Annotated in this window: 14 protein-coding genes; 5 read left to right on the top strand and 9 right to left on the bottom strand. The window is 47.9% G+C overall.

The features are described from left to right. The first annotated feature begins 193 nt into the window (after positions 1–193). Positions 194–871 (top strand): tRNA (guanosine(37)-N1)-methyltransferase TrmD, encoded by a 678-nt coding sequence (trmD, locus tag KUA49_RS06820; protein WP_203039868.1) that lies wholly within the window; start codon positions 194–196, stop codon positions 869–871. A gap of 82 nt (positions 872–953) precedes the next feature. Here the strand turns inward: trmD and KUA49_RS06815 are convergent, their stop codons facing one another. Next, on the bottom strand, positions 954–1,796 hold the full coding sequence (locus KUA49_RS06815) for a patatin family protein (RefSeq protein WP_218412743.1): 843 nt from the start codon (positions 1,794–1,796) through the stop codon (positions 954–956). A 230-nt stretch (positions 1,797–2,026) separates the two neighbouring features. Between KUA49_RS06815 and KUA49_RS06810 the strand changes: the two genes are divergently transcribed. The 4 genes from KUA49_RS06810 to KUA49_RS06795 all read left to right on the top strand — a co-directional run bounded on the left by KUA49_RS06810 (position 2,027) and on the right by KUA49_RS06795 (position 8,411). Then, positions 2,027–3,442, top strand: coding sequence for an aminopeptidase P family protein (locus tag KUA49_RS06810; protein WP_218412742.1), 1,416 nt, complete (start codon positions 2,027–2,029; stop codon positions 3,440–3,442). A gap of 83 nt (positions 3,443–3,525) precedes the next feature. Next, entirely contained in the window at positions 3,526–4,737 is a 1,212-nt protein-coding gene (locus KUA49_RS06805; RefSeq protein ID WP_218412741.1) for an aminopeptidase C, read from the top strand. A gap of 146 nt (positions 4,738–4,883) precedes the next feature. After that, on the top strand, positions 4,884–6,602 hold the full coding sequence (recJ, locus tag KUA49_RS06800; protein WP_218412740.1) for a single-stranded-DNA-specific exonuclease RecJ: 1,719 nt from the start codon (positions 4,884–4,886) through the stop codon (positions 6,600–6,602). A 12-nt stretch (positions 6,603–6,614) separates the two neighbouring features. Next, positions 6,615–8,411 carry an ATP-dependent DNA helicase RecQ gene (locus KUA49_RS06795; protein ID WP_218412739.1) on the top strand — a complete coding sequence of 599 codons (1,797 nt, stop codon included), beginning with the start codon at positions 6,615–6,617 and terminating at the stop codon, positions 8,409–8,411. An 84-nt stretch (positions 8,412–8,495) separates the two neighbouring features. On the opposite strand, the gene ilvC is transcribed toward KUA49_RS06795, so the two are convergent. The 8 genes from ilvC to ffh all read right to left on the bottom strand — a co-directional run bounded on the left by ilvC (position 8,496) and on the right by ffh (position 20,409). Further along, positions 8,496–9,539 carry a ketol-acid reductoisomerase gene (gene ilvC / locus KUA49_RS06790; RefSeq protein ID WP_089543564.1) on the bottom strand — a complete coding sequence of 348 codons (1,044 nt, stop codon included), beginning with the start codon at positions 9,537–9,539 and terminating at the stop codon, positions 8,496–8,498. A 195-nt stretch (positions 9,540–9,734) separates the two neighbouring features. Then, positions 9,735–10,511 (bottom strand): acyl-[acyl-carrier-protein] thioesterase, encoded by a 777-nt coding sequence (locus KUA49_RS06785; RefSeq protein WP_218412738.1) that lies wholly within the window; start codon positions 10,509–10,511, stop codon positions 9,735–9,737. A 242-nt stretch (positions 10,512–10,753) separates the two neighbouring features. Then, entirely contained in the window at positions 10,754–11,299 is a 546-nt protein-coding gene (gene ilvN, locus KUA49_RS06780) for an acetolactate synthase small subunit (RefSeq protein ID WP_203051195.1), read from the bottom strand. Between the two features lie 14 nt (positions 11,300–11,313). Next, complete coding sequence (gene ilvB, locus KUA49_RS06775; protein ID WP_218412737.1) at positions 11,314–13,029, bottom strand: biosynthetic-type acetolactate synthase large subunit; 1,716 nt, start codon at positions 13,027–13,029, stop codon at positions 11,314–11,316. 70 nt (positions 13,030–13,099) lie between these two features. Next, on the bottom strand, positions 13,100–14,902 hold the full coding sequence (ilvD, locus tag KUA49_RS06770) for a dihydroxy-acid dehydratase (RefSeq protein ID WP_203039886.1): 1,803 nt from the start codon (positions 14,900–14,902) through the stop codon (positions 13,100–13,102). A 288-nt stretch (positions 14,903–15,190) separates the two neighbouring features. Next, on the bottom strand, positions 15,191–17,839 hold the full coding sequence (locus tag KUA49_RS06765) for an alpha-L-arabinofuranosidase C-terminal domain-containing protein (protein WP_256624844.1): 2,649 nt from the start codon (positions 17,837–17,839) through the stop codon (positions 15,191–15,193). Positions 17,840–18,070: 231 nt separating this feature from the next. Further along, positions 18,071–18,949: a bifunctional methylenetetrahydrofolate dehydrogenase/methenyltetrahydrofolate cyclohydrolase FolD gene (gene folD / locus KUA49_RS06760; protein ID WP_218412736.1), complete on the bottom strand. Its 879-nt coding sequence runs from the start codon at positions 18,947–18,949 to the stop codon at positions 18,071–18,073. Positions 18,950–19,056: 107 nt separating this feature from the next. Beyond that, positions 19,057–20,409 (bottom strand): signal recognition particle protein, encoded by a 1,353-nt coding sequence (gene ffh / locus KUA49_RS06755; RefSeq protein WP_218412735.1) that lies wholly within the window; start codon positions 20,407–20,409, stop codon positions 19,057–19,059. Positions 20,410–20,457: the final 48 nt, after the last annotated feature.

Here is a 20,457-nt window from a genome sequence, read left to right as displayed (position 1 = left end):
TTCTTTGTTTTTGATGAATTTGTTGCATATTTATGCAATAATCAACCTTATTTTGGTGCCAACACGCTAAAATTACGATTTTCAAGCAAACCGCTTGTTTTAGCTGCAAAAAACAAATTTTCGGCTCAAAAAACAAAGAAAAGAGGAAAAAGATTTGGAACTTACTACATTATTTATTAATTTTGCAGATGATATGAGAATAGACATTATTACAGTATTACCAGAGATGCTGGAAGGCTTCTTTAACGAGTCGATTCTGGCACGCGCGCAGAAGAAGGGTCTCGCAGAGATTCATCTGCACAACTTGCGCGACTATACATTAGATAAATGGAAGCGAGTGGACGACTATCCATACGGTGGAAGTGCCGGCATGGTGATGCAATGCGAGCCTATCGACCGATGCATCACGGCACTGAAGGCAGAACGTGAGTACGACGACGTGATCTACGTATCTCCTGACGGCGAAACCTTCAACCAGAAGATAGCCAACGAAATGTCGCTGGGTGGCAACCTCATCATCCTCTGTGGTCACTACAAGGGAATAGACCAGCGTGTGCGCGACCACCTCATCACCCGCGAAATCAGCGTGGGCGACTATGTGCTCACAGGTGGAGAGCTTGCTGCAGCAATTATCTCGGATGCGGTGATCAGACTGGTACCGGGCGTTATCAGCGACGAGCAGAGTGCCCTCTCCGACTGTTTCCAGGACGATATCCTCTCAGCTCCTATCTACACCCGCCCATCCGACTACAAGGGTTGGAAGGTACCGGAGATTCTGCTGAGCGGCAACGAGGCGAAGATTCGCCAATGGGAGTTCGACCAGGCCATGGAGCGAACCAAGCGCCTGCGCCCAGACCTGCTTGAGGAATAAACATCCGATTTATAGCATTTTATATCAATATAGCTTGCTCATTGTCTGGAATTCCAGACAATGAGCAAGCTATTCTCATTTTTTACAGATATTTCTCGCAGAAAGCTTCACCCAGCAAGAAGCCCTCCTCATAGAGCCGTTCAAGCTTGGCTGTATCCTTCTCAATGCGCTCTACCTCCATCGGGCGTATCGGGCGAATACAGGTAATCTTTCCTGCAGCCTCCAGATCATCGACCAGTTGAATCTGCTCATTATAAGCCCTGTGGCGACGGCTCAGTGCCACTCGCAGACGCGGATAGTTCTTATATAAATAAGGTAGCTTCCTATCCTTACCCGTATCTCGCCACCCCTTGTTACGTGTCAGGATAACCACATTATGCTCAAAACCCTTATCAAAGGCACGCTGCACAGGAATGCTATCGGCTATACCGCCATCCAACATCGGAATGCCATCCACATTCACAATCTTACTCACATAGGGCAGACTGCTGGAAGCACGCACGATATCGAGGGCACGCTGACGGTCGTGGTTCTCCGAAAGATACATCGGCAGTCCCGTAAGACAATTGGTGGTAACCATTTCGAAGCCATCGGCATATTTAAAAAAGGTGTCGAAATCATAAGGAAGCAACTGGTTCGGGAACTTATCATAAAGCAACTTACGGTCGAAGATACATCCCTGGGTAACGAGATGGCGAATACCTATATACTGATAACGCGCCAAATAATCAATGTTTGAAATTCGGGCACGGCGAGGCTGACGGCTCACATACGACATGCCATTGCAGGCTCCAGCCGATACCGCCACCGTGTAAGGAAAGTACACATCATGCTTCATAAAGGCATCCAGCACGCCACTGGTGAAAACACCGCGCATGCCTCCACCCTCTAACACCAATCCTGTATTTCTCAATTTTATCTTCATTACCATATCAACTGCTTTTATTCTTCAATTATAGCTTTCAATCTGATAGCAAACATGCAATAAACGAGCGTAATCTTTACGATTTTCATTACATTTTACCATCAAAAAGCGCATGAATGTATTAATTATTTATAAATTCACACGAATATTTTATTTTTGCTTGCAAAGATAATACATTTTTGCGAAATATTTGCTAACTTTGCAGCAAAATAAAGTAAAATTCTAAAAATATGTTTAGCAAGGACACTTATATCAGCCGTCGTCAGGAGCTCAAGAAGCTTGTAAAGAGCGGCGTGATCATTCTTTTCGGAAACAACAATTCACCATGTAATTTCCCAAACAACGGATATTACCCATTCCGTCAGGACTCTACTTTCCTGTATTACTTCGGACAGCAGCGCGAAGGATTGGTTGGTGTGATTGATATAGATAACGACATCGAGACTCTGATCGGTGACGACATCGACCTGGTTGACATTGTTTGGTATGGAAGCGTAGACAGCGTACACGACCTGGCAGAACAGGTGGGTGTTCATAACTCTGCGCCAATGAAGACTCTCAAGACCATCTGCAACGATGCCATGTCGAAGAAGCGCAAGATTCACTTCCTGCCTCCTTACCGCTACGACATCAAGCTTCAGGTATTCGACTTGCTCGGCATCCACCCTGTCCAGCAGAAGGAAGAAGCCAGCATGGACCTGATTAAGGCTGTAGTCAAGATGCGCTCTACCAAGACCCAGGAGGAAATCGAGGAGCTGGAGCGTGCTGCAGTCATCGGTTACAAGATGCATACCACAGCCATGAAACTGGTTCGCCCAGGTATCACAGAGAAATACGTAGCCGGTCAGGTAAGCGGAATCGCACATTCTTACGGATCAATGGTCAGCTTCCCAACCATCTTCAGCCAGCACGGCGAGATTCAGCATGGCTATCCATCAATGAACTTATTGGAGGAAGGCAGATTGGCACTTTGCGATGCGGGTGCTGAGACCATGAACAACTACTGTTCTGACAATACCCGTACCATGCCTGTGAGCGGTAAGTTCAGCCAGCGCCAGCTGGAAATCTACACCATCGTAGAAGCTTGCCACGACTATGCGCTCGAAATAGCAAAGCCAGGCGTAAAATGGACAGATGTTCACTTCGGTGTTTGCCGCCTGCTCTTCGACCGCATGAAGGAGCTCGGTCTTGCCAAGGGTGATACAGAGGAAGCTGTAAAGGCTGGTGCCCACGCCATGTTCCTGCCTCACGGATTGGGACACATGATGGGAATGGACGTTCACGACATGGAGAACCTCGACCAGATTAACGTAGGCTTTGACGAAGAAGTCCGTCCTAACCTGGAACAGTTTGGTACCAACTGTCTGCGCATGGGTCGCCGACTCCAGGAAGGTTTCGTAGTAACAGACGAGCCGGGCGTTTACTTCATTCCAGCCCTCATTGACGACTGGAAGGCGTCAGGTCACTGTGCAGAGTTCCTCAACTTCGATAAGATTGAGACTTACAAGGACTTCGGTGGCATCCGTATTGAGGACGATGTTCTCATTACCAAGGATGGCTGCAGATTCCTGGGCAAGGACCGCATTCCTTATCATCCAAAGGATGTTGAGGAATACATGGCAGCCAACAGAGAAGAAATCCGCTAGGCGAAACTGCCATTAACAAGAGAAGATTCTATCTTAAAGAGAGATAATACAATTACATTATTAATTTAAAGAGAAAAAAATTCATGAAGAAATCAATGATTGTCGCAGCCATGTTGGCTATGGTTGCTACTGGTGCAAGCGCTAAGAATGCTGCAGATTCAGCAGCCATCGCTAAGAACAAGCCAGTTTTCACTGTAGTGAAGCAGAATCCTATTACAAGCATCAAGGATCAGAACCGTAGCGGTACGTGCTGGGCTTACTCTACTCTCAGTTTCTTCGAGAGCGAGATTTTGAAGAACACAGGCAAGACATTCAACCTGAGCGAGATGTTCGTTGCCAACAAGACTTATATGGATCGCGCCACAATGGCTGTGAGAATGCACGGCGACGTAAGCTTCTCTCAGGGTGGTAGCGCATACGATGTACTCTATGCTTTGCAGCACTATGGCATCGTACCAGAGGATGCTATGCCAGCTCCAGGTACAATGACAGGCGACTCACTGGCTAACTTCGGCGAGTTCTTCGACGTAATGACTCCATACGTAGAGGCTGTAGCAAAGAGCACAGCCAAGAAGCTTTCTCCAGCTTGGAAGAATGGTCTTCAGGGCATCATCGACTCATATATCGGCAAGACTCCTGAAAAGTTCACTTACCAGGGCAAGCAGTATACTCCAGAGACTTTCTGCAAGAGCCTCGGCTTGAACCTCGATGATTATGTAACCATCACCAGCTACACACACCATCCAATGTGGAGCAAGTTTGCTGTTGAGGTACAGGACAACTGGCGCTGGCCTTTGAGCTACAACGTTCCTATGGACGACCTCTGCAAGATTATCGACAACGCCGTAAACAATGGCTATACCATAGCTTGGGGCGGTGACGTAACAGAGGACGGTTTCACACGCAAGGGTCTCGGTATCGCTTACGACGTGAAGAAGGTACGTTCTATGGCAGGTACAGATGCTGACCACTGGTTCAAGCTCTCTAAGGACGAGAAGAAGGAGAAGTTCGATTCACTCGGTGTAAACGCTCCTGAGGTAGTTCCTACACAGGCTATGCGCCAGGAAGCATTCGACAACTGGGAGACAACAGACGACCACGGAATGCACATCTACGGTATCGCAAAGGACCAGAACGGCAAGGAGTACTATATGGTAAAGAACTCTTGGGGTGAGTATGGTGACTACAAGGGCACCTGGTACATGACCAAGGCATTCGTAGCTTACAAGACTATGGACTTCATGGTTAACAAGAACGCCATCCCTAAGGATATCCGCAAGAAGCTCGGAATCTAATAAAAACAAAATATTTAAAGGCAGCAAACCTAGGTTTGCTGCCTTTTTTTATTATTTCTTCGTAATTATGTTAAATTCCTAGGAAAAAGTTTCCGTTTGTCATTTTATTTTTGTAACTTTGGGGGCAGAAATAAAAATAATTAAAAATGCATTTTAAATGGAATTACGAAGAACCTTCACCGGAGCAAGAAAAAACGGCTAACGAACTAGCCGTGAAGCTCAGCATCAGCCCTATCCTGGCGAATCTTCTCATCCATCGAGGCATTACGACCGAGTCGGCAGCCAAGCGATTCTTCCGTCCACAGCTTTCCGACCTGATCAATCCTTTCCTGATGAAGGATATGGATATCGCCGTAGACCGCCTCAACGATGCCATGGGACGCAAGGAGCGCATTCTCGTTTACGGCGATTACGACGTAGACGGCTGCACGGCTGTAGCATTGGTGTATAAGTTTCTGCAGCAATTCTATTCCAACATCGATTACTACATCCCCGACCGATATGACGAAGGCTATGGAGTAAGCAAAAAGGGAATAGACTTTGCACATGAAACTGGTGTGAAACTCATCATCATCCTCGATTGCGGCATCAAGGCCATCAAGGAGATTGAATATGCCAAAAGCCTTGGCATAGACTTCATCATCTGCGACCATCATGTTCCCGACGACGTGATGCCACCCGCTGTGGCTATACTCAACCCTAAGCGCCCGGATGATCCATTCCCATTCAAGCACCTCTGCGGATGCGGCGTGGGATTCAAATTCATGCAGGCCTTTGCCAAGAACAACAACATTCCGTTCTCCCGACTTATCCCATTGCTCGACCTCTGTGCAGTGAGCATTGCTGCAGATATCGTGCCTGTAGTAGATGAGAACAGAATCCTGGCTTTCCATGGCTTGAAACTGCTCAACACCAACCCGAGCATCGGATTGAAAGCCATCATCGACATCTGCGGTCTGAACGGCCGAGAGCTGGGCATGAGCGATATCGTCTTCAAGATTGGTCCTAGAATCAATGCCTCCGGACGTATGGAGAATGGCAAGGAAAGCGTGGATTTGCTGGTGGAACGTGACTATGGGCACGCACTGCACATGGCAAAGCACATCAACGAATACAACGAACAGCGCAAGGACATCGACAAGCAGATGACAGAGGAAGCCAACCTGATTGTTTCAAGACTGGAAACCCAGAAGCACAACTCAAGCATCGTGCTCTATGATGAGGGATGGAAAAAGGGAGTTATCGGCATCGTAGCCTCAAGACTCACGGAAATCTACTTCCGTCCTACCGTGGTATTGACCCGCGAAGGAGAACTGGCAACAGGTTCAGCCCGCAGCGTGACAGGATTTGACGTTTATTCTGCCATCAAGAGCTGCCGCGACCTGCTCGTGAACTTCGGAGGTCATACCTACGCATGCGGTCTTACCTTAAGATGGGAGCATATCAAGGAATTCAGAGACAGATTCCAGAAATATGTGGCAGAACACATCGCTCCCGAACAGACGGAAGCCCTGCTTAATATAGAAGCCGTGATAGATTTCAAGGACATCAGCAAGCAGCTGCATGCCGACCTGAAGCGATTCTCGCCATTCGGTCCCTGCAACCCTAAACCAGTGTTCTGTACCCGAAAGGTATACGACTACGGAACCAGCAAGGTGGTGGGTAGAGAACAGGAACACATCAAGCTGGAATTGGTGGATTCAAAGTCGAGCACTGTCATGAACGGTATAGCCTTCGGACAGAGTGCAGCAGCCCGCTACATCAAGAGCCGCCGCAGTTTCGACATTGTTTACACCATCGAAGACAATATCTTCAAGAAGAACCAAGTACAGCTCCAGATAGAAGATATCCGTCCTAACGATTAAAGAAAGAAGATTATGGCAGATAAATTTCAATCTATTCTGCAAAAATACTGGGGGTATCCCGATTTCCGAGGCATTCAGCGCAATATCATTGAAAGCATTGCCAGCGGACGGGATACCCTCGGTCTTATGCCTACGGGCGGTGGCAAGTCTATCACATTCCAGGTGCCAGCCCTGGCACAGGAAGGGGTATGCATCGTGATAACCCCTCTCATCGCCCTGATGAAAGACCAGGTGCAGCACCTCAGAGAACATGGCATCCTGGCTGATGCCATCTATGCCGACAAATCGAGAAGCGAAATCCTGCAAACCCTCGACAATGCCATCTTCGGAGGTGTGAAGATACTGTATGTTTCGCCCGAAAGACTTGCCTCGGATATGTTTCAAACCAAATTACGCCACATCCATGTAAGTTTTATCACAGTAGATGAAGCCCACTGCATCAGTCAGTGGGGCTACGACTTCCGCCCCTCCTATCTGCAGATAGCCAGCATCAGGGAGATGAAACCTGGCATTCCGATACTTGCCCTTACCGCCACAGCTACCCCCGAAGTAGTAGACGACATACAGGAAAGGCTCCATTTCAAGGAAAAGAATGTCTTCAAGATGAGTTTCGAGCGCAAGAACCTGGCTTACGTAGTACGCGAAGCAGAGGATAAGCAGGGCGAAATGATTCATATCCTGCAAAGCGTGGGTGGCTCTGCCATCGTTTATGCCCGCAGCAGAAAGCGAACCAAGGAGATGGCGCAGCTGCTCTCACAGCAAGGTATCACCGCCACCTTTTATCATGCCGGTCTTGATCCCGACGTAAAGGACCAGCGCCAGAAAGCATGGCAGAAGGACGAAGTAAGGGTGATGTGCGCAACCAATGCCTTCGGTATGGGAATCGACAAGCCGGATGTGCGTGTGGTGATTCACATAGACTGTCCGGACTCGCTGGAAGCCTATTTCCAGGAAGCAGGACGTGCGGGAAGAGACGGACAGAAATCATACGCCGTACTTCTCTACAACAAGCACGACGAGCTGAAACTATGCAAGCGCGTAGATGATACCTTCCCACCCAAAGAACTCATACAAGACATCTATGAACATCTGGCTTACTTCTACCAGATAGGCGTGGGCAGCGGACAGGGAAAGACCTTCGAGTTTGATATCGAAAAATTCTGCGTCACCTACAAGTACTTCCCTACCAAGGTAGATGCTGCTCTTCGCATTCTGGAGAGAAGCGGATATCTGCATTATGAGGATAATCCCGACGGCAAGGCACGAGTGATGTTCCTGCTAGGCAGAAACGACCTTTACCAACTAGATCAGCTCGCTCCCAGCCAGGATGCCGTCGTCACCGCCCTACTACGCTCCTATGGAAGTCTCTTTGTTGATCTTACCTATATCGACGAGACGATGATAGCCCGACAGGCAGAGCTAACCATCCAGCAGGTATATTTTGCTCTGAAGAGTCTGGCAGCCCGCCATATCATCCAATTCATTCCTCGCCGCAAGATACCTTTTATCAGTTATACCCGCGACAGGGTGGATGGTGACAAAGTGGTGATTCCTAAAGAAGTATGGGAGTCGAGACGTGAGCAATACGAGAAGCGCATCAAAAGCATGATTCGCTATGCCAAGAACGACGAGGTATGCCGTTCAAGACAGCTACTCGCCTATTTTGGAGAAGAGAACGACAGAGATTGCAAGCAATGCGACGTATGCCTGGCTGATCAGGCTGAAGAAAGAGAGAAGGAACTCCGCAGGAAAGTAGCAGAAAACCAGATCATCATAGAAGACCATCATATCATAGAAAAAAAGGATTAGGAATATCTTCTGATCAATCAAATTAAAAAGGGGACGAACCATCTCGGTCCGTCCCCTTTTAAAACATTATGTACGAGAAAAAAATTAGTTATTCTCTGGGCGAAGTTTACGTACTGTAACACCAGCCTGCCACATTTCCTTGTTGCGCATAGCCTCGAGTTCAGCATTCAACTTCTCACGGTAATCAGCCTGAGAGTTCTTGTCGATAGAAATCTGAGCCTCATTACCTGTCTTAACAGAGTAATACAACCACTCCATAACTGGCTTGATAGCCTCACGGAAACGAGGAGCCCAATCGAGAGCACCACGCTGAGCTGTTGTAGAACAGTTAGCATACATCCAATCCATACCCTTAGCACCGAAGAGAGGGCCAAGGCTCTGAGTCAACTCCTCAACAGTCTCGTTGAATGCCTCAGATGGAGAGTGACCGTTCTCACGAAGTACATCGTACTGAGCCTCCAAAAGACCCTCGATAGCACCCATCAAAGAACCACGCTCACCAGTAAGGTCAGAAGTAGCCTCACGCTGGAATGTAGTCTTGAACAAATATCCTGCACCGATACCAATACCGAATGCAATAGTCTTTTCCTCTGCTTTACCAGATGCATCCTGATATACAGCGTAAGAGCAGTTCAAACCACGACCCTCGCAGAACATTGTGCGGAGAGAAGTACCAGAACCCTTAGGTGCAACCATGATAACATCAATATCCTTAGGTGGAACTACGCCTGTGCGATCGCTCCAGTTGATAGCGAAACCATGTGAATAATACAAAGTCTTACCTGCTGTGAGGTGTGGCTTAATTTTTGGCCAGCAAGCAATCTGACCGGCATCAGAAAGCAACATACAGATGATAGTACCCTTCTCAGCTGCCTCCTCGATAGAGAACAAAGTCTTACCAGGTACCCAGCCATCCTTCAAACACTTCTCGTAGGTCTTACCCTGACGCTGTCCGACGATGACATTGAAACCATTATCGCGAAGGTTACAAGCCTGACCAGGACCCTGGATACCATAACCGATAACTGCGATAGTTTCGTTCTTCAATACTTCACGTGCCTTCTCCAATGAAAATTCATGACTAGTGACAACAGTTTCCATTACGCCACCGAAATTCATTTCTGCCATAATTGTAATTTAATTTGTGCGGCTTGCCTTTATGGAGCCGCGGGTTATACTTGTCCATACGGATGCGAGCTGTATTCTTATCCAAAGAGAGCCTGTTTGATCCGTCCACTGCCTATCCAAGGTAGCGGCACTGGGTTTATTCTTTATTTCGAGTGCAAAGGTAATGATTTAAAATGACACTACCAAATTTTTCTATCACTTTTTTATAAATTTTAGCTTACTTCTTACGATTTCTACCTCATTTTCGTCATTTCTGCATATTTTTGTTATTTTTATGCAGAATTCTTCGTCTTCTACCTGCTCCATATAGAATTTCAATTTGTCACCCTGATGGCTCTCGGCAACATAAGCTATCTCGAATCTTTGCAGGAAATGTGTCAAATAGTAATCGATGTCGAAGAGGTCGAGGATGTGTTCGATGTACTTTACGGAGTTGATATGCCCGTTTACATCCACATCATTATAATAGGTATCGATGGTGCGGACCAGCTTTGCCTCCTTGCTCATCTTCACTCTGGAACTTGCAGCAATAGGACAAGGTTTTTCAGTTTCGATATATTCCTTGATCAGGCCATCATTAATTTCAAAAATATCTACAGGCTGTCGGGTCTCCGTATCAATCATCGCCCAAACACTCTTGCCATAGCCATACACTTTCTCATCTTTTCCGCAAATCTTGAAATCACGGGATGTGAAATACTTCATGGCACTCTCTACCCATGTTTCCACGAAGAACTTATCGTATGATTTTGGCATTTCTACCATTTCTACGGCAAGACGGCTCAATACCCAAGTCTTGTGGCGAGGCATCAGATAATTCATGCCATAGCCACGGTCGTTGCTATGAAAATCGGCTGCGTTCAAAAGATGATTGCCCAGGTGTCCCATGAAGAGATGACTGGAAAAGTCGCAATGGAAGGGTTCTGCCAAAAACTCATAGCGACCTACTTTACTTAATAATTCTGGTTTCATACTAATTTCTTTTATTCGTTTACACCTTATTATATATACAGCATTATTATATATATAACGTCATTATATATATAGCGAAAAATTCCGGCTTATATTGTATAGCAAAAGCCCTGTTTGCATAAAGGACGAAAAATATGCTTGTATATAAGACAAAAAATCAGCTTGTATATAAGACAAAAATCCCTCTGTTCTTCCGATTTTCAAATCAAAGGAACAAAGGGATCTATTGAATCATAAATGGATTATCCTTCTGAATTCTGCTTCACATAGTCGGAAACCGGCTCGTCGAAGCTTCGGGTTACGGCAATTCGTCCACTTCGGGTATATTGCAGGAGACAGTCGAAACTATTCAGCTTATGGAAAAGGTCGGCGATATCCTCGGTAAGTCCTGCCAAAAGCACGGTGCTATAGGTAGGATTCACCTCCATCATGCGAGCATCGTGCTTGCGGATGGTGCGGGATACCTCTGGATTTTCCAACAAGACAGGGGTAGAAATCTTAAAGAGTGCCACCTCGTGAATGAAAATCTGATCGTCGGTGTAGTAATCACTCTTCACCACATCAATCTTCTTTTCAATCGCCTTGTTGATTTTCTCTATCTGCTCAGCGTCGCTCCACACAGTAATCGTGTATTTATGGATGTTCTTGATGCTACTAGCCGATACATTCAAGCTCTCGATGTTAACCTGTCTGCGAGTGAACACAGTTGTAATCTGATTCAGAATACCCGCGATATTCTCAGAATAGACAAGCAACGTATATAATTTCTTTTCGTTGTTATTCTCCATAATTCTTTTCTTTATTAATAGTGAAGCTCAAGCTGCATTTCATCCACACTCTTTCCAGGCAGGGTCATCGGAACGATGTCCTCGTCTTCCTTGATGGCGCACTCCAGAAGATATGGTCCCTTGGTGCTTATCATCTTCTCTACCTTCTCCTTCAAGTCCTTGCGGTCGATAACCACATCGTATGGGATGCCATAAGCCTTGGCGATTTCCTCATAGCGTGGGTTCAGCATATGGGTGAAAGAGCGACGTCCCTCGAACATCAGATCCTGCCACTGGCGCACATTACCCAGATAGTTGTTGTTCAAGAGAATCATCTTCACCGGTGCCTGCTGCTCCATGATGGTACCCAACTCCTGGATGTTCATCTGGAATCCGCCATCACCGAAGAAACAGCAGATAGTTCTGTCTGGAGCACCGAAGGTAGCACCGATAGCTGCAGGAAGACCGAAGCCCATGGTTCCGAAACCACCACTGGTCACGATGCTCAACTTCTTGGTAAACTTGAAGTAGCGGCTACTGATCATCTGGTTCTGACCTACATCGTTCACGAGAACCGCCTCATTATGAGTAGCTTCTGTCACCACATTGGTCACCTCGCCCATGAGCAGAGGTCCTTCTGTAGGATGGATATCCTTTTCTATCACCTTCTCCTGCTCCTGCTGGCGATATTCCTCGAAGGAATCTCTCCATTCGCGGTGAACATTCTTGTCCAGAAGACGGGTAATGGCTGGCAGCGACTGCTTGCAATCGCCAATCACAGCCACATCTGTCTTGATAACCTTATCGATTTCCGACTTGTCGATATCAAGATGGATAATCTTAGCCTGCTTGGCGTATTTAGAAGGAATACCCGTGATACGGTCGCTGAAGCGCATACCGATGGCGATGAGCACATCGCACTCCTGGGTCTTCATATTGGTAGCATAGGAACCATGCATACCGAGCATACCCATGTTGAGAGGGTGATTGCTAGGAAGAGCAGAAAGACCGAGCAGGGTGCGACCTGCCGGGATGTCTGCCTTCTCCAGGAATTCCAACAATTCATTATGGGCACCTCCCAGCTCTACACCATGCCCCACGAGGGCAAAAGGCTTCTTTGCCTGATTGATGAGTTCTGCAGCCTCAGCCACAGCCTTCTCATCAATCTTAGGATATGGATTGTAAGATGTAACCTTCTCGCATTTCACTGGTTCCCACTCGCAAGTTGCAATCTGGGCATTCTTGGTGAAGTCGAGTACCACCGGACCCGGTCGACCGCTACGAGCGATATAGAACGCCCGGCTCACAGCCCACGCTACATCCTCAGGACGGCGAATCTGATAAGCCCACTTAGAGATAGGCTGGGTAACGCCCACCAGGTCAACCTCCTGGAAGGCATCAGTACCCAAAGCACCCACACCCACCTGTCCGGCGATAACCACGATAGGCGTAGAATCCATCATGGCATCAGCAATACCGGTGAGCGTATTGGTAGCTCCAGGACCACTAGTCACGAGAGTCACACCCACTTCGCCGCTGACTCGGGCATATCCCTGTGCAGCGTGAGCAGCAGCCTGCTCGTGACGAACCAAGATGTGATCGAACATCTTCTTCTCTCCTCTCGTGTAACCATACAGCGCATCAAACACTGGCATGATGCTACCGCCCGGATAACCGAAGATGGTCTTTACCCCTTCGTTATGCAGCGAGCGCATCAATGCTTCAGCTCCTGTTATTACTTCTTTTGCCATTTATCTGTTATTATTCTGAAAAATTCAAAAACTTGTTATCTTTTCTCTATTAGTCGATGATTCTCGCACCTTAGTCGATGATTCTCACACCGCCCTTATCTGCAGAACTTACGCTCTGGGCGTAGGCACGCAAAGCCTTGCTAACCACACGGTTTCGCTTCAAAGGCTGTTGTGGGCGCGCTGCAAGCTCCTCATCAGAAAGCTTCACGTTGATAGAACGGCTAGGAATATCGATAACGATGATATCGCCATCCTTGATCTTACCGATGTTGCCACCGGCAGCAGCCTCAGGACTGATATGACCGATACTCAAGCCTGAAGTACCACCCGAGAAGCGGCCATCAGTGATGAGCGCACATTCCTTTCCGAGGTGACGGCTCTTGATGTAAGAGGTAGGATAAAGCATTTCCTGCATGCCAGGACCGCCCTTAGGACCTTCGTGAGTAATCACTACGCAATCGCCAGAATTCACCTTGCCCCCCAAGATTCCCTCGCAGGCATCCTCCTGAGAGTCGAAGCATACGGCAGGACCCTCGAAGTGCCAAAGCACTGGGTCAACACCGGCAGTCTTCACAACGCAACCATTCTGGGCGATGTTACCGAAGAGCACTGCCAAACCGCCATCCTTGGTGTAAGCATGCTCCAAGTCGCGGATACAACCATTTTCTCTGTCTGTATCGAGGCTCTCCCACTGTGCATCCTGGCTACCCATCTGGGTAGAGAACTTTCTGCCAGGGGCAGAATGATAGATTCTGTCAGCCTCTGGGTCGATGCTAGCACCTGTGATATCATATTTCTTCATCTGTTCTGCAAGGGTATGACCATCCACACGCATCACGTTGCCATTGATAAGACCACCCTTGTTCAACTCGTTCAAGATGCCCAGGATACCACCGGCACGATTGCACTCCTGCACGCTATACTTCTGAGTATTAGGAGAGAGCTTGCAGAGGCAAGGCACCTTGCGGCTCAAAGCATCGATGTCTTCCATCTTGAAGTCGGCACCAGCTTCCTGAGCCACAGCCAACAGGTGGAGCACGGTGTTGGTGCTACCGCCCATGGCGATATCAAGGGTCATAGCGTTGAGGAAGGCGTCACGGGTAGCGATATTGCGTGGCAAAACGCTCTCGTCACCATCCTGATAGTATGCGTATGCATTCTTAACCACCTGTCGGGCAGCCTCCTTGAAGAGTTCGATGCGGTTCTTATGGGTAGCAAGAATGGTTCCGTTTCCCGGAAGACTCAAACCGATAGCCTCGGTAAGAGAGTTCATGGAGTTGGCTGTGAACATACCCGAGCAGCTTCCGCAACCAGGGCAGGCACACTTTTCAATCTGCTCCATCTCCTCGTCAGAAATGCTGGTATCAGCACCCTTGATCATTGCGGTAATCAAGTCGGCATTCTCGCCTTTCCAGCGGCCAGCCTCCATCGGACCACCAGAGCAGAACACGGTAGGGATATTCAGGCGCATAGATGCCATGAGCATACCTGGAGTCACCTTGTCACAGTTGGAGATGCAGATCATGGCATCCGCCTTGTGAGCATTGACCATATATTCCACAGAATCAGCGATGATATCACGGCTTGGCAAAGAATAGAGCATTCCGTCGTGGCCCATAGCGATACCATCATCCACAGCGATGGTATTAAACTCGGCTGCATAGCAACCCATAGCCTCAATTTCCTTCTTGACAATCTGACCAATCTCGTGAAGATGAGTATGACCTGGAACAAACTGTGTAAAGCTGTTCACGATAGCGATGATTGGCTTGCCAAACTGCTCATGTTTCATACCTGCAGCTACCCAGAGTGCACGGGCACCTGCCATTCTTCTGCCTTCAGTACAGACGCTACTTCTTAATGGATGTTTCATATTGAATTATCTCTTTTATTTTTCTTGTTCGTTACTACGAAAAGGACTCTTTCGAGACCTCATCTTTTATTTTTGCCTGCAAAGATAATGAGAATTTATGTAATAACCAACAAATTTCGTATAAACTTTCAAAAAATTACGGATTTTGTTATAAAACAAAGCTTTATTCTAACAGATTGTCAGCTAAAACGCACGTTTCACGAGATATTGAGCAAAAAAGAAGGGCAAAAGCATCAATAGAAAAATGAGTTTGATGCTTTTACCCTTGTTCAGAAAACAGGAATTATCCTAGAGTTCGAAAACCTGCGAAGAACGGGCTTTTACTTCCACAGCCTTGCTACCAAGACCATTTACCTGAAGCTTGAGCGTACGAGGCAAGGCATTCACCACCTTGAGCCAGGTTTTGCCAGTCTTTGAATCCTTCACCACGCTAGTTCCCACATAACGCTTCAAGGCTACAGGAAGATTCAACTCTGAAGCAATATAAATATCACCGGCATGCTGACCGAACATCTTCTGCATCTTGTAGCTCTCGGTGAGACGGATTTTCTCGCTGTTATCGAAATAGATCATATCCGGATTCCAGTTGCTATAACCATTCTTGCAAAGCAACGGAGCATAGGAGGTCATTTCTACCACATCACCATTACGCTCTACATTGCAGAGGTGGATGCCTTCGGCAAGGGCACGATCTAACTCGTTATTGCCATTGGCAGCATACTCACCTAGATAAACCTTCGGAGCCTTGCGGTCGTAGTTATCGTAATAGTCCTGATGGTTGATGAACCATCCTGGTTTTTCGTAATAGTGCTCATCCACCGCATCAATCCACTTCTTGTTCTCCTTGGCAATCTTCCAGCCCTCGATATAATCAGAAGATGGATAGAGGAACGGACCTACGGTACCTACCACCTCTATCTCTGGATGCTTCTCCTTCAGGGCCTTGCATATCATCAGATAACGCTGCTCGAAATCGGTAGAAATCAAATCTTCGTTACCGATTCCCACCATCTTCAGGTTGAATGGAGCGGGATGACCGGCATCAGCTCTCATCTTTGCCCACTTCGATGTGGCAGGGTCGCCATTCGCCCACTCCACCAGGTCAATCACATCCTGAACATACTGAGGCATATCAGCCATCGGGATACCTCCCTGCTGACCGCAGATTCCCTGAGCATTAGGCTGCGAATTCTGGCAAGGTACACCAGCCGCCAACACTGGCAGCGGCTCTGCTCCCATATCCTCGCACCACTGGAAATACTCATAGAAGCCCAGTTTGCGGGTCTGGTGATAGTTCCAGATATTCTTTGCAGGCTTGCGGTCCTTCAGCGGTCCCACGCTCTCCTTCCAGTGATAGATGTTCTCCAAGCCCTGCCCATGAAGCATGCAGCCGCCCGGGAATCTTACGAAGCGAGGCTTCAAATCAGCGATTACCTCTGCCAGATCCTTGCGCAGTCCATGTCCCTTATAGGTATCCTGCGGCATGAGGCTCAGCATATCCACAGCCACTCTGTCTTTGCCCTTAGGGATAACGGCAAAACGGATATCCTTGTCTAGTTCACCCTTATATTTATCAGAAATCACGAGCTGGGTCTTATATTCGTTCCATTCGCCGCCCTGCACCTTCAGTTTAGCCTGAGCCACTATCTGGTTCTCAGCATCCACCAAGGCCACGGTGAGCTGCTTTTTCTTGCCATCCATGCAGCGGGCATAGAGACTCACATCGTAGGCAGCACGCTTCACGGTGATGCCCTCCCAGCCTATATTATAAATAGGTGTCTCGCTCAGGATGGCATAATGTGGATTGTTCTGGCTCACACCATTCTCTGAAGAAACGACAGAGGCTGAATTCCCGGAAGAAGTGGCAGATGATGAACCCGCCTGCAAATTCAATCCCTGCCATGCCGTGATGGCATTCCAGCCTTTTCTTTCTCCGTTATACTCAAAGTCGCCATTCTGCAGCAGCTCGGCACAAAGACCACCATCGGCAGCACGACTGATATCCTCGAAGAAGATACCGATAAGCTTGTCTGAGATGCGATGCGATTTCTGAGCCTTGATCTGGAGCTGGGCAGAAACCTCGTTGCCGGCAGCCAGTTCCACATTCTTTTCTTTCAGATATGCCTGAAGCTCAGCTTCATTATGAGGCAGGAGTCTGCTGTTCTCTCTGTTTTCCTCAACAAGTGCCTTATGCCAGGCACGAATATAGTTGAGATGGATGGCAGGAATCTCGAAATCGTTGCCTTCCATCAACTTACCATTGATGGTAGCCGTATCACGCTGCCAGAGAATATCATCAGCGGTAGCTTCCAGCGAATCCTCCTCAAAGATACGGAAATCCTTGTCGGCATGCACATATCGCTTGCCCTTGGCTGTTTTCAGATAGATATCGAAAGAGCCGTCATCCATCTGATAGGCAGCCACATCCTTGATACCCTTCTCCTTCATGATAGGATAATCCTGAGGGCGCCAGGTAACCAAATCCTCTGAATAAGCCACGGCAAACTGAGGCGAACGGGTATTCACACTCCAGAGCGCACGCCAGGTGCCATCGTTCGCCTTCATCACAAACGGGCGATACATCTTCTTCTCGCTGCCCCACGGACCGTAGTCGCTGGCACAGAGCTGACCTACATCCACCCAGCGATCATCGTCGGTAAGATAAGCCAGATGCAAGCCCTGGTCTGCCGCAGGAGAATAAACAAAGATTTGGCAAGTGGAATCCTTACCCACGATTCTATAAGCCGGTACATCCTTATCTATAGGCGCACTAGCCACACTCGCAGCAGAAACATTCGCTCTAGCCGCATTCGCAGCAGCCGCAACCTTGTTTCGAGCAGCCACCTTACTGATTTGCTTCTTTACCGGAGTCAGCGCCACAGCTTGCGTCATAGCTAGCAATGCCGCCGAGAAGAGTAGATACTTTGGTTTCATCATATTTTCTAATTTAAATTATCAGATTTGTTTTTAGATTTCTATTGTTTCACCTTAATTATATATACATATTTATATATAGAGGATATGATATATATACGATTAAATATACATAAATACATACGCTTAATAAATAAACTATGCAAATATATGAAAAAAGGCAGGCTGCTTAACAGTAGCCTACCCCCACGAATCGCATAACAGTCTTTTCTACACTTTTGGGGCAGAATAGACCTATTTATAAACCTCTTTTTTTCCGGCGGCAAGGGTATTCTTCATCAAAGAACAGATAGTCATCGGTCCTACACCTCCAGGTACAGGAGTGATGAAAGAGCACTTCTCTGCCACCTCATCAAATTTCACGTCGCCATTCAGGCGGAATCCGCTTTTCTTCGATGCATCAGGCACACGGGTGGTACCCACATCGATAACCACGGCTCCCGGCTTCACCATGTCGGCAGTAACGAAATCAGGCTTGCCGATAGCAGCGATGATGATGTCTGCTTCGCGGCATTCCTCCTTCAGATGAGCCGAATGAGAATGGCACACGGTGACAGTGGCGTCGCCATACTGCTTCTGCATCATCAGCTGGGCCATAGGTTTGCCCACGATGTTGCTTCTGCCCAGGATAACGCATTTCTTGCCACTGGTCGGGATGTTGTAATGCTGCAAGAGGGTAAGGATGCCCAGCGGCGTGGCAGAGATGAAGCTAGGCATGCCCAGCGCCATGCGACCCACGTTTACGGGATGGAAACCATCCACATCCTTGCGATAGTCTATCGCCATGGTCACCTTCTGCTCGTCAATATGCTTAGGCAGAGGAAGCTGCACGATGAATCCGTCCACATCCTCATCCTTGTTCAGCCTGTCAACGCAGGCCAGGAGTTCCTCTTCTGTCACATCATCCTCATATCGAATGAGTGTCGACTTAAAGCCACATTTCTCGCAAGCCAAGACCTTGTTCTTCACATAGGTCTCGCTTCCTCCGTCGTGTCCCACGAGCACAGCAACCAGATGAGGTTGCTTTCCGCCCTGTGCCACAATCTGTGCCACCTCTTGGGCTATCTGTTCCTTGATGGCGGCTGCTGTCGCCTTTCCGTCGATTAACTTCATTTTTTCTTTAGTTTATAATTTATAGTTTATAGTTTATAGGGCATTCTTGCCTATCGCAAGTTTGCTATACGGCGAAACCGCTATAAACTATTAACTATCAACTGTTTCTACATTCCTGGCATCTTAGGCATGCCTGGCATACCCTTCATGCGGCTCATCATCTGGGCCATCTTGTTGCCTGTCATCATCTGCATCATCTTGCGGGTCTGGTCAAACTGCTTGATGAGCTTGTTCACCTCCTGGATATCAGTGCCCGAACCCTTAGCGATACGCTGGCGGCGGCTGGTATTGAGGATTCCAGGATTAGAGCGCTCCTTTGGAGTCATACTCTGGATGATAGCCTCTACACTCTTGAAGGCATCCTCAGGAATATCAACGTCGCGGATAGCCTTGCCCACACCAGGAATCATGGCAGCCAGGTCCTTGATGTTACCCATCTTCTTGATCTGCTGAATCTGATTGTAGAAATCGTTGAAGTCGAACTGGTTCTTGCGAATCTTCTTCTCCAGCTTCTTAGCCTCCTCCAGGTCAAACTGCTCCTGCGCACGCTCTACCAGGGAAACCACGTCACCCATACCCAGAATACGGTCGGCCATACGGGCTGGATGGAACACGTCGATGGCCTCCATCTTCTCGCCAGTACCGATAAACTTGATAGGCTTGGTAACCACGGTGCGGATACTGAGGGCAGCACCACCACGGGTATCACCATCGAGCTTGGTGAGAACAACGCCGTTAAAATCGAGGCGGTCGTTGAACTCCTTGGCTGTATTCACGGCATCCTGACCGGTCATGGAGTCAACCACGAAGAGGGTCTCGTCAGGATTCAGATGATTCTTCAGATTGCTGATCTCGTTCATCATCTGCTCGTCGATGGCGAGACGACCGGCTGTATCCACGATAACCACGTCGTTGCCGTTGGTCTTAGCCTGCTGCAAGGCATGGTCGGCGATAACGCAGACATCCTTGTTGTCTGGCTCGCTATACACAGGAACGCCCACCTGCTCGCCCACTACATGGAGCTGCTGGATAGCAGCAGGACGGTAAACGTCGCAGGCTACGAGCAATGGTTTCTTGCCCTTCTTGGTCTTGAGCAGATTAGCAAGCTTACCGCTGAAGGTAGTCTTACCAGAACCCTGCAAACCACTCATCAGGATGATTGCCGGGCGGTTCTCCAACTTCAAAGGAGCTTCCTCGCCACCCATCAGTTCAGCCAGCTCGTCGTGAACCAGCTTCACCATCAGCTGTCCAGGCTTCACGGCAGTGAGCACGTTCATGCCCAGCGCCTTCTCCTTCACCTTGTTGGTGAATTCCTTAGCCACCTTATAGTTAACGTCGGCATCGAGGAGTGCACGGCGCACATCCTTCATGGTTTCAGCCACGTTGATTTCTGTAATCTTACCTTCACCCTTCAAGATTTTGAAGGAACGTTCTAATCTATCACTTAAATTTTCAAACATTTCTTATTATTTCTTTTTATTTCGGCGACAAAGATACTACTTTTTTCT

This window comes from Segatella copri (genome assembly GCF_019249655.2).
Classification (GTDB): Bacteria; Bacteroidota; Bacteroidia; order Bacteroidales; family Bacteroidaceae; genus Prevotella.
This window is presented reverse-complemented; position numbering and strand designations above follow the sequence as displayed.

What these genes read in the sequence shown, in the direction of transcription:
- ilvC (WP_089543564.1), bottom strand. Translation starts at nt 9,539, where the DNA reads ATGGCAGAAATGAATTTCGGTGGCGTAATGGAAACTGTTGTCACTAGT.
- KUA49_RS06785 (WP_218412738.1), bottom strand. Translation starts at nt 10,511, where the DNA reads ATGAAACCAGAATTATTAAGTAAAGTAGGTCGCTATGAGTTTTTGGCA.
- KUA49_RS06765 (WP_256624844.1), bottom strand. Translation starts at nt 17,839, where the DNA reads ATGATGAAACCAAAGTATCTACTCTTCTCGGCGGCATTGCTAGCTATG.
- ilvB (WP_218412737.1), bottom strand. Translation starts at nt 13,029, where the DNA reads ATGGCAAAAGAAGTAATAACAGGAGCTGAAGCATTGATGCGCTCGCTG.
- recJ (WP_218412740.1), top strand. Translation starts at nt 4,884, where the DNA reads ATGCATTTTAAATGGAATTACGAAGAACCTTCACCGGAGCAAGAAAAA.
- KUA49_RS06795 (WP_218412739.1), top strand. Translation starts at nt 6,615, where the DNA reads ATGGCAGATAAATTTCAATCTATTCTGCAAAAATACTGGGGGTATCCC.
- trmD (WP_203039868.1), top strand. Translation starts at nt 194, where the DNA reads ATGAGAATAGACATTATTACAGTATTACCAGAGATGCTGGAAGGCTTC.
- KUA49_RS06810 (WP_218412742.1), top strand. Translation starts at nt 2,027, where the DNA reads ATGTTTAGCAAGGACACTTATATCAGCCGTCGTCAGGAGCTCAAGAAG.
- ilvD (WP_203039886.1), bottom strand. Translation starts at nt 14,902, where the DNA reads ATGAAACATCCATTAAGAAGTAGCGTCTGTACTGAAGGCAGAAGAATG.
- folD (WP_218412736.1), bottom strand. Translation starts at nt 18,949, where the DNA reads ATGAAGTTAATCGACGGAAAGGCGACAGCAGCCGCCATCAAGGAACAG.
- KUA49_RS06815 (WP_218412743.1), bottom strand. Translation starts at nt 1,796, where the DNA reads ATGAAGATAAAATTGAGAAATACAGGATTGGTGTTAGAGGGTGGAGGC.
- ffh (WP_218412735.1), bottom strand. Translation starts at nt 20,409, where the DNA reads ATGTTTGAAAATTTAAGTGATAGATTAGAACGTTCCTTCAAAATCTTG.
- ilvN (WP_203051195.1), bottom strand. Translation starts at nt 11,299, where the DNA reads ATGGAGAATAACAACGAAAAGAAATTATATACGTTGCTTGTCTATTCT.
- KUA49_RS06805 (WP_218412741.1), top strand. Translation starts at nt 3,526, where the DNA reads ATGAAGAAATCAATGATTGTCGCAGCCATGTTGGCTATGGTTGCTACT.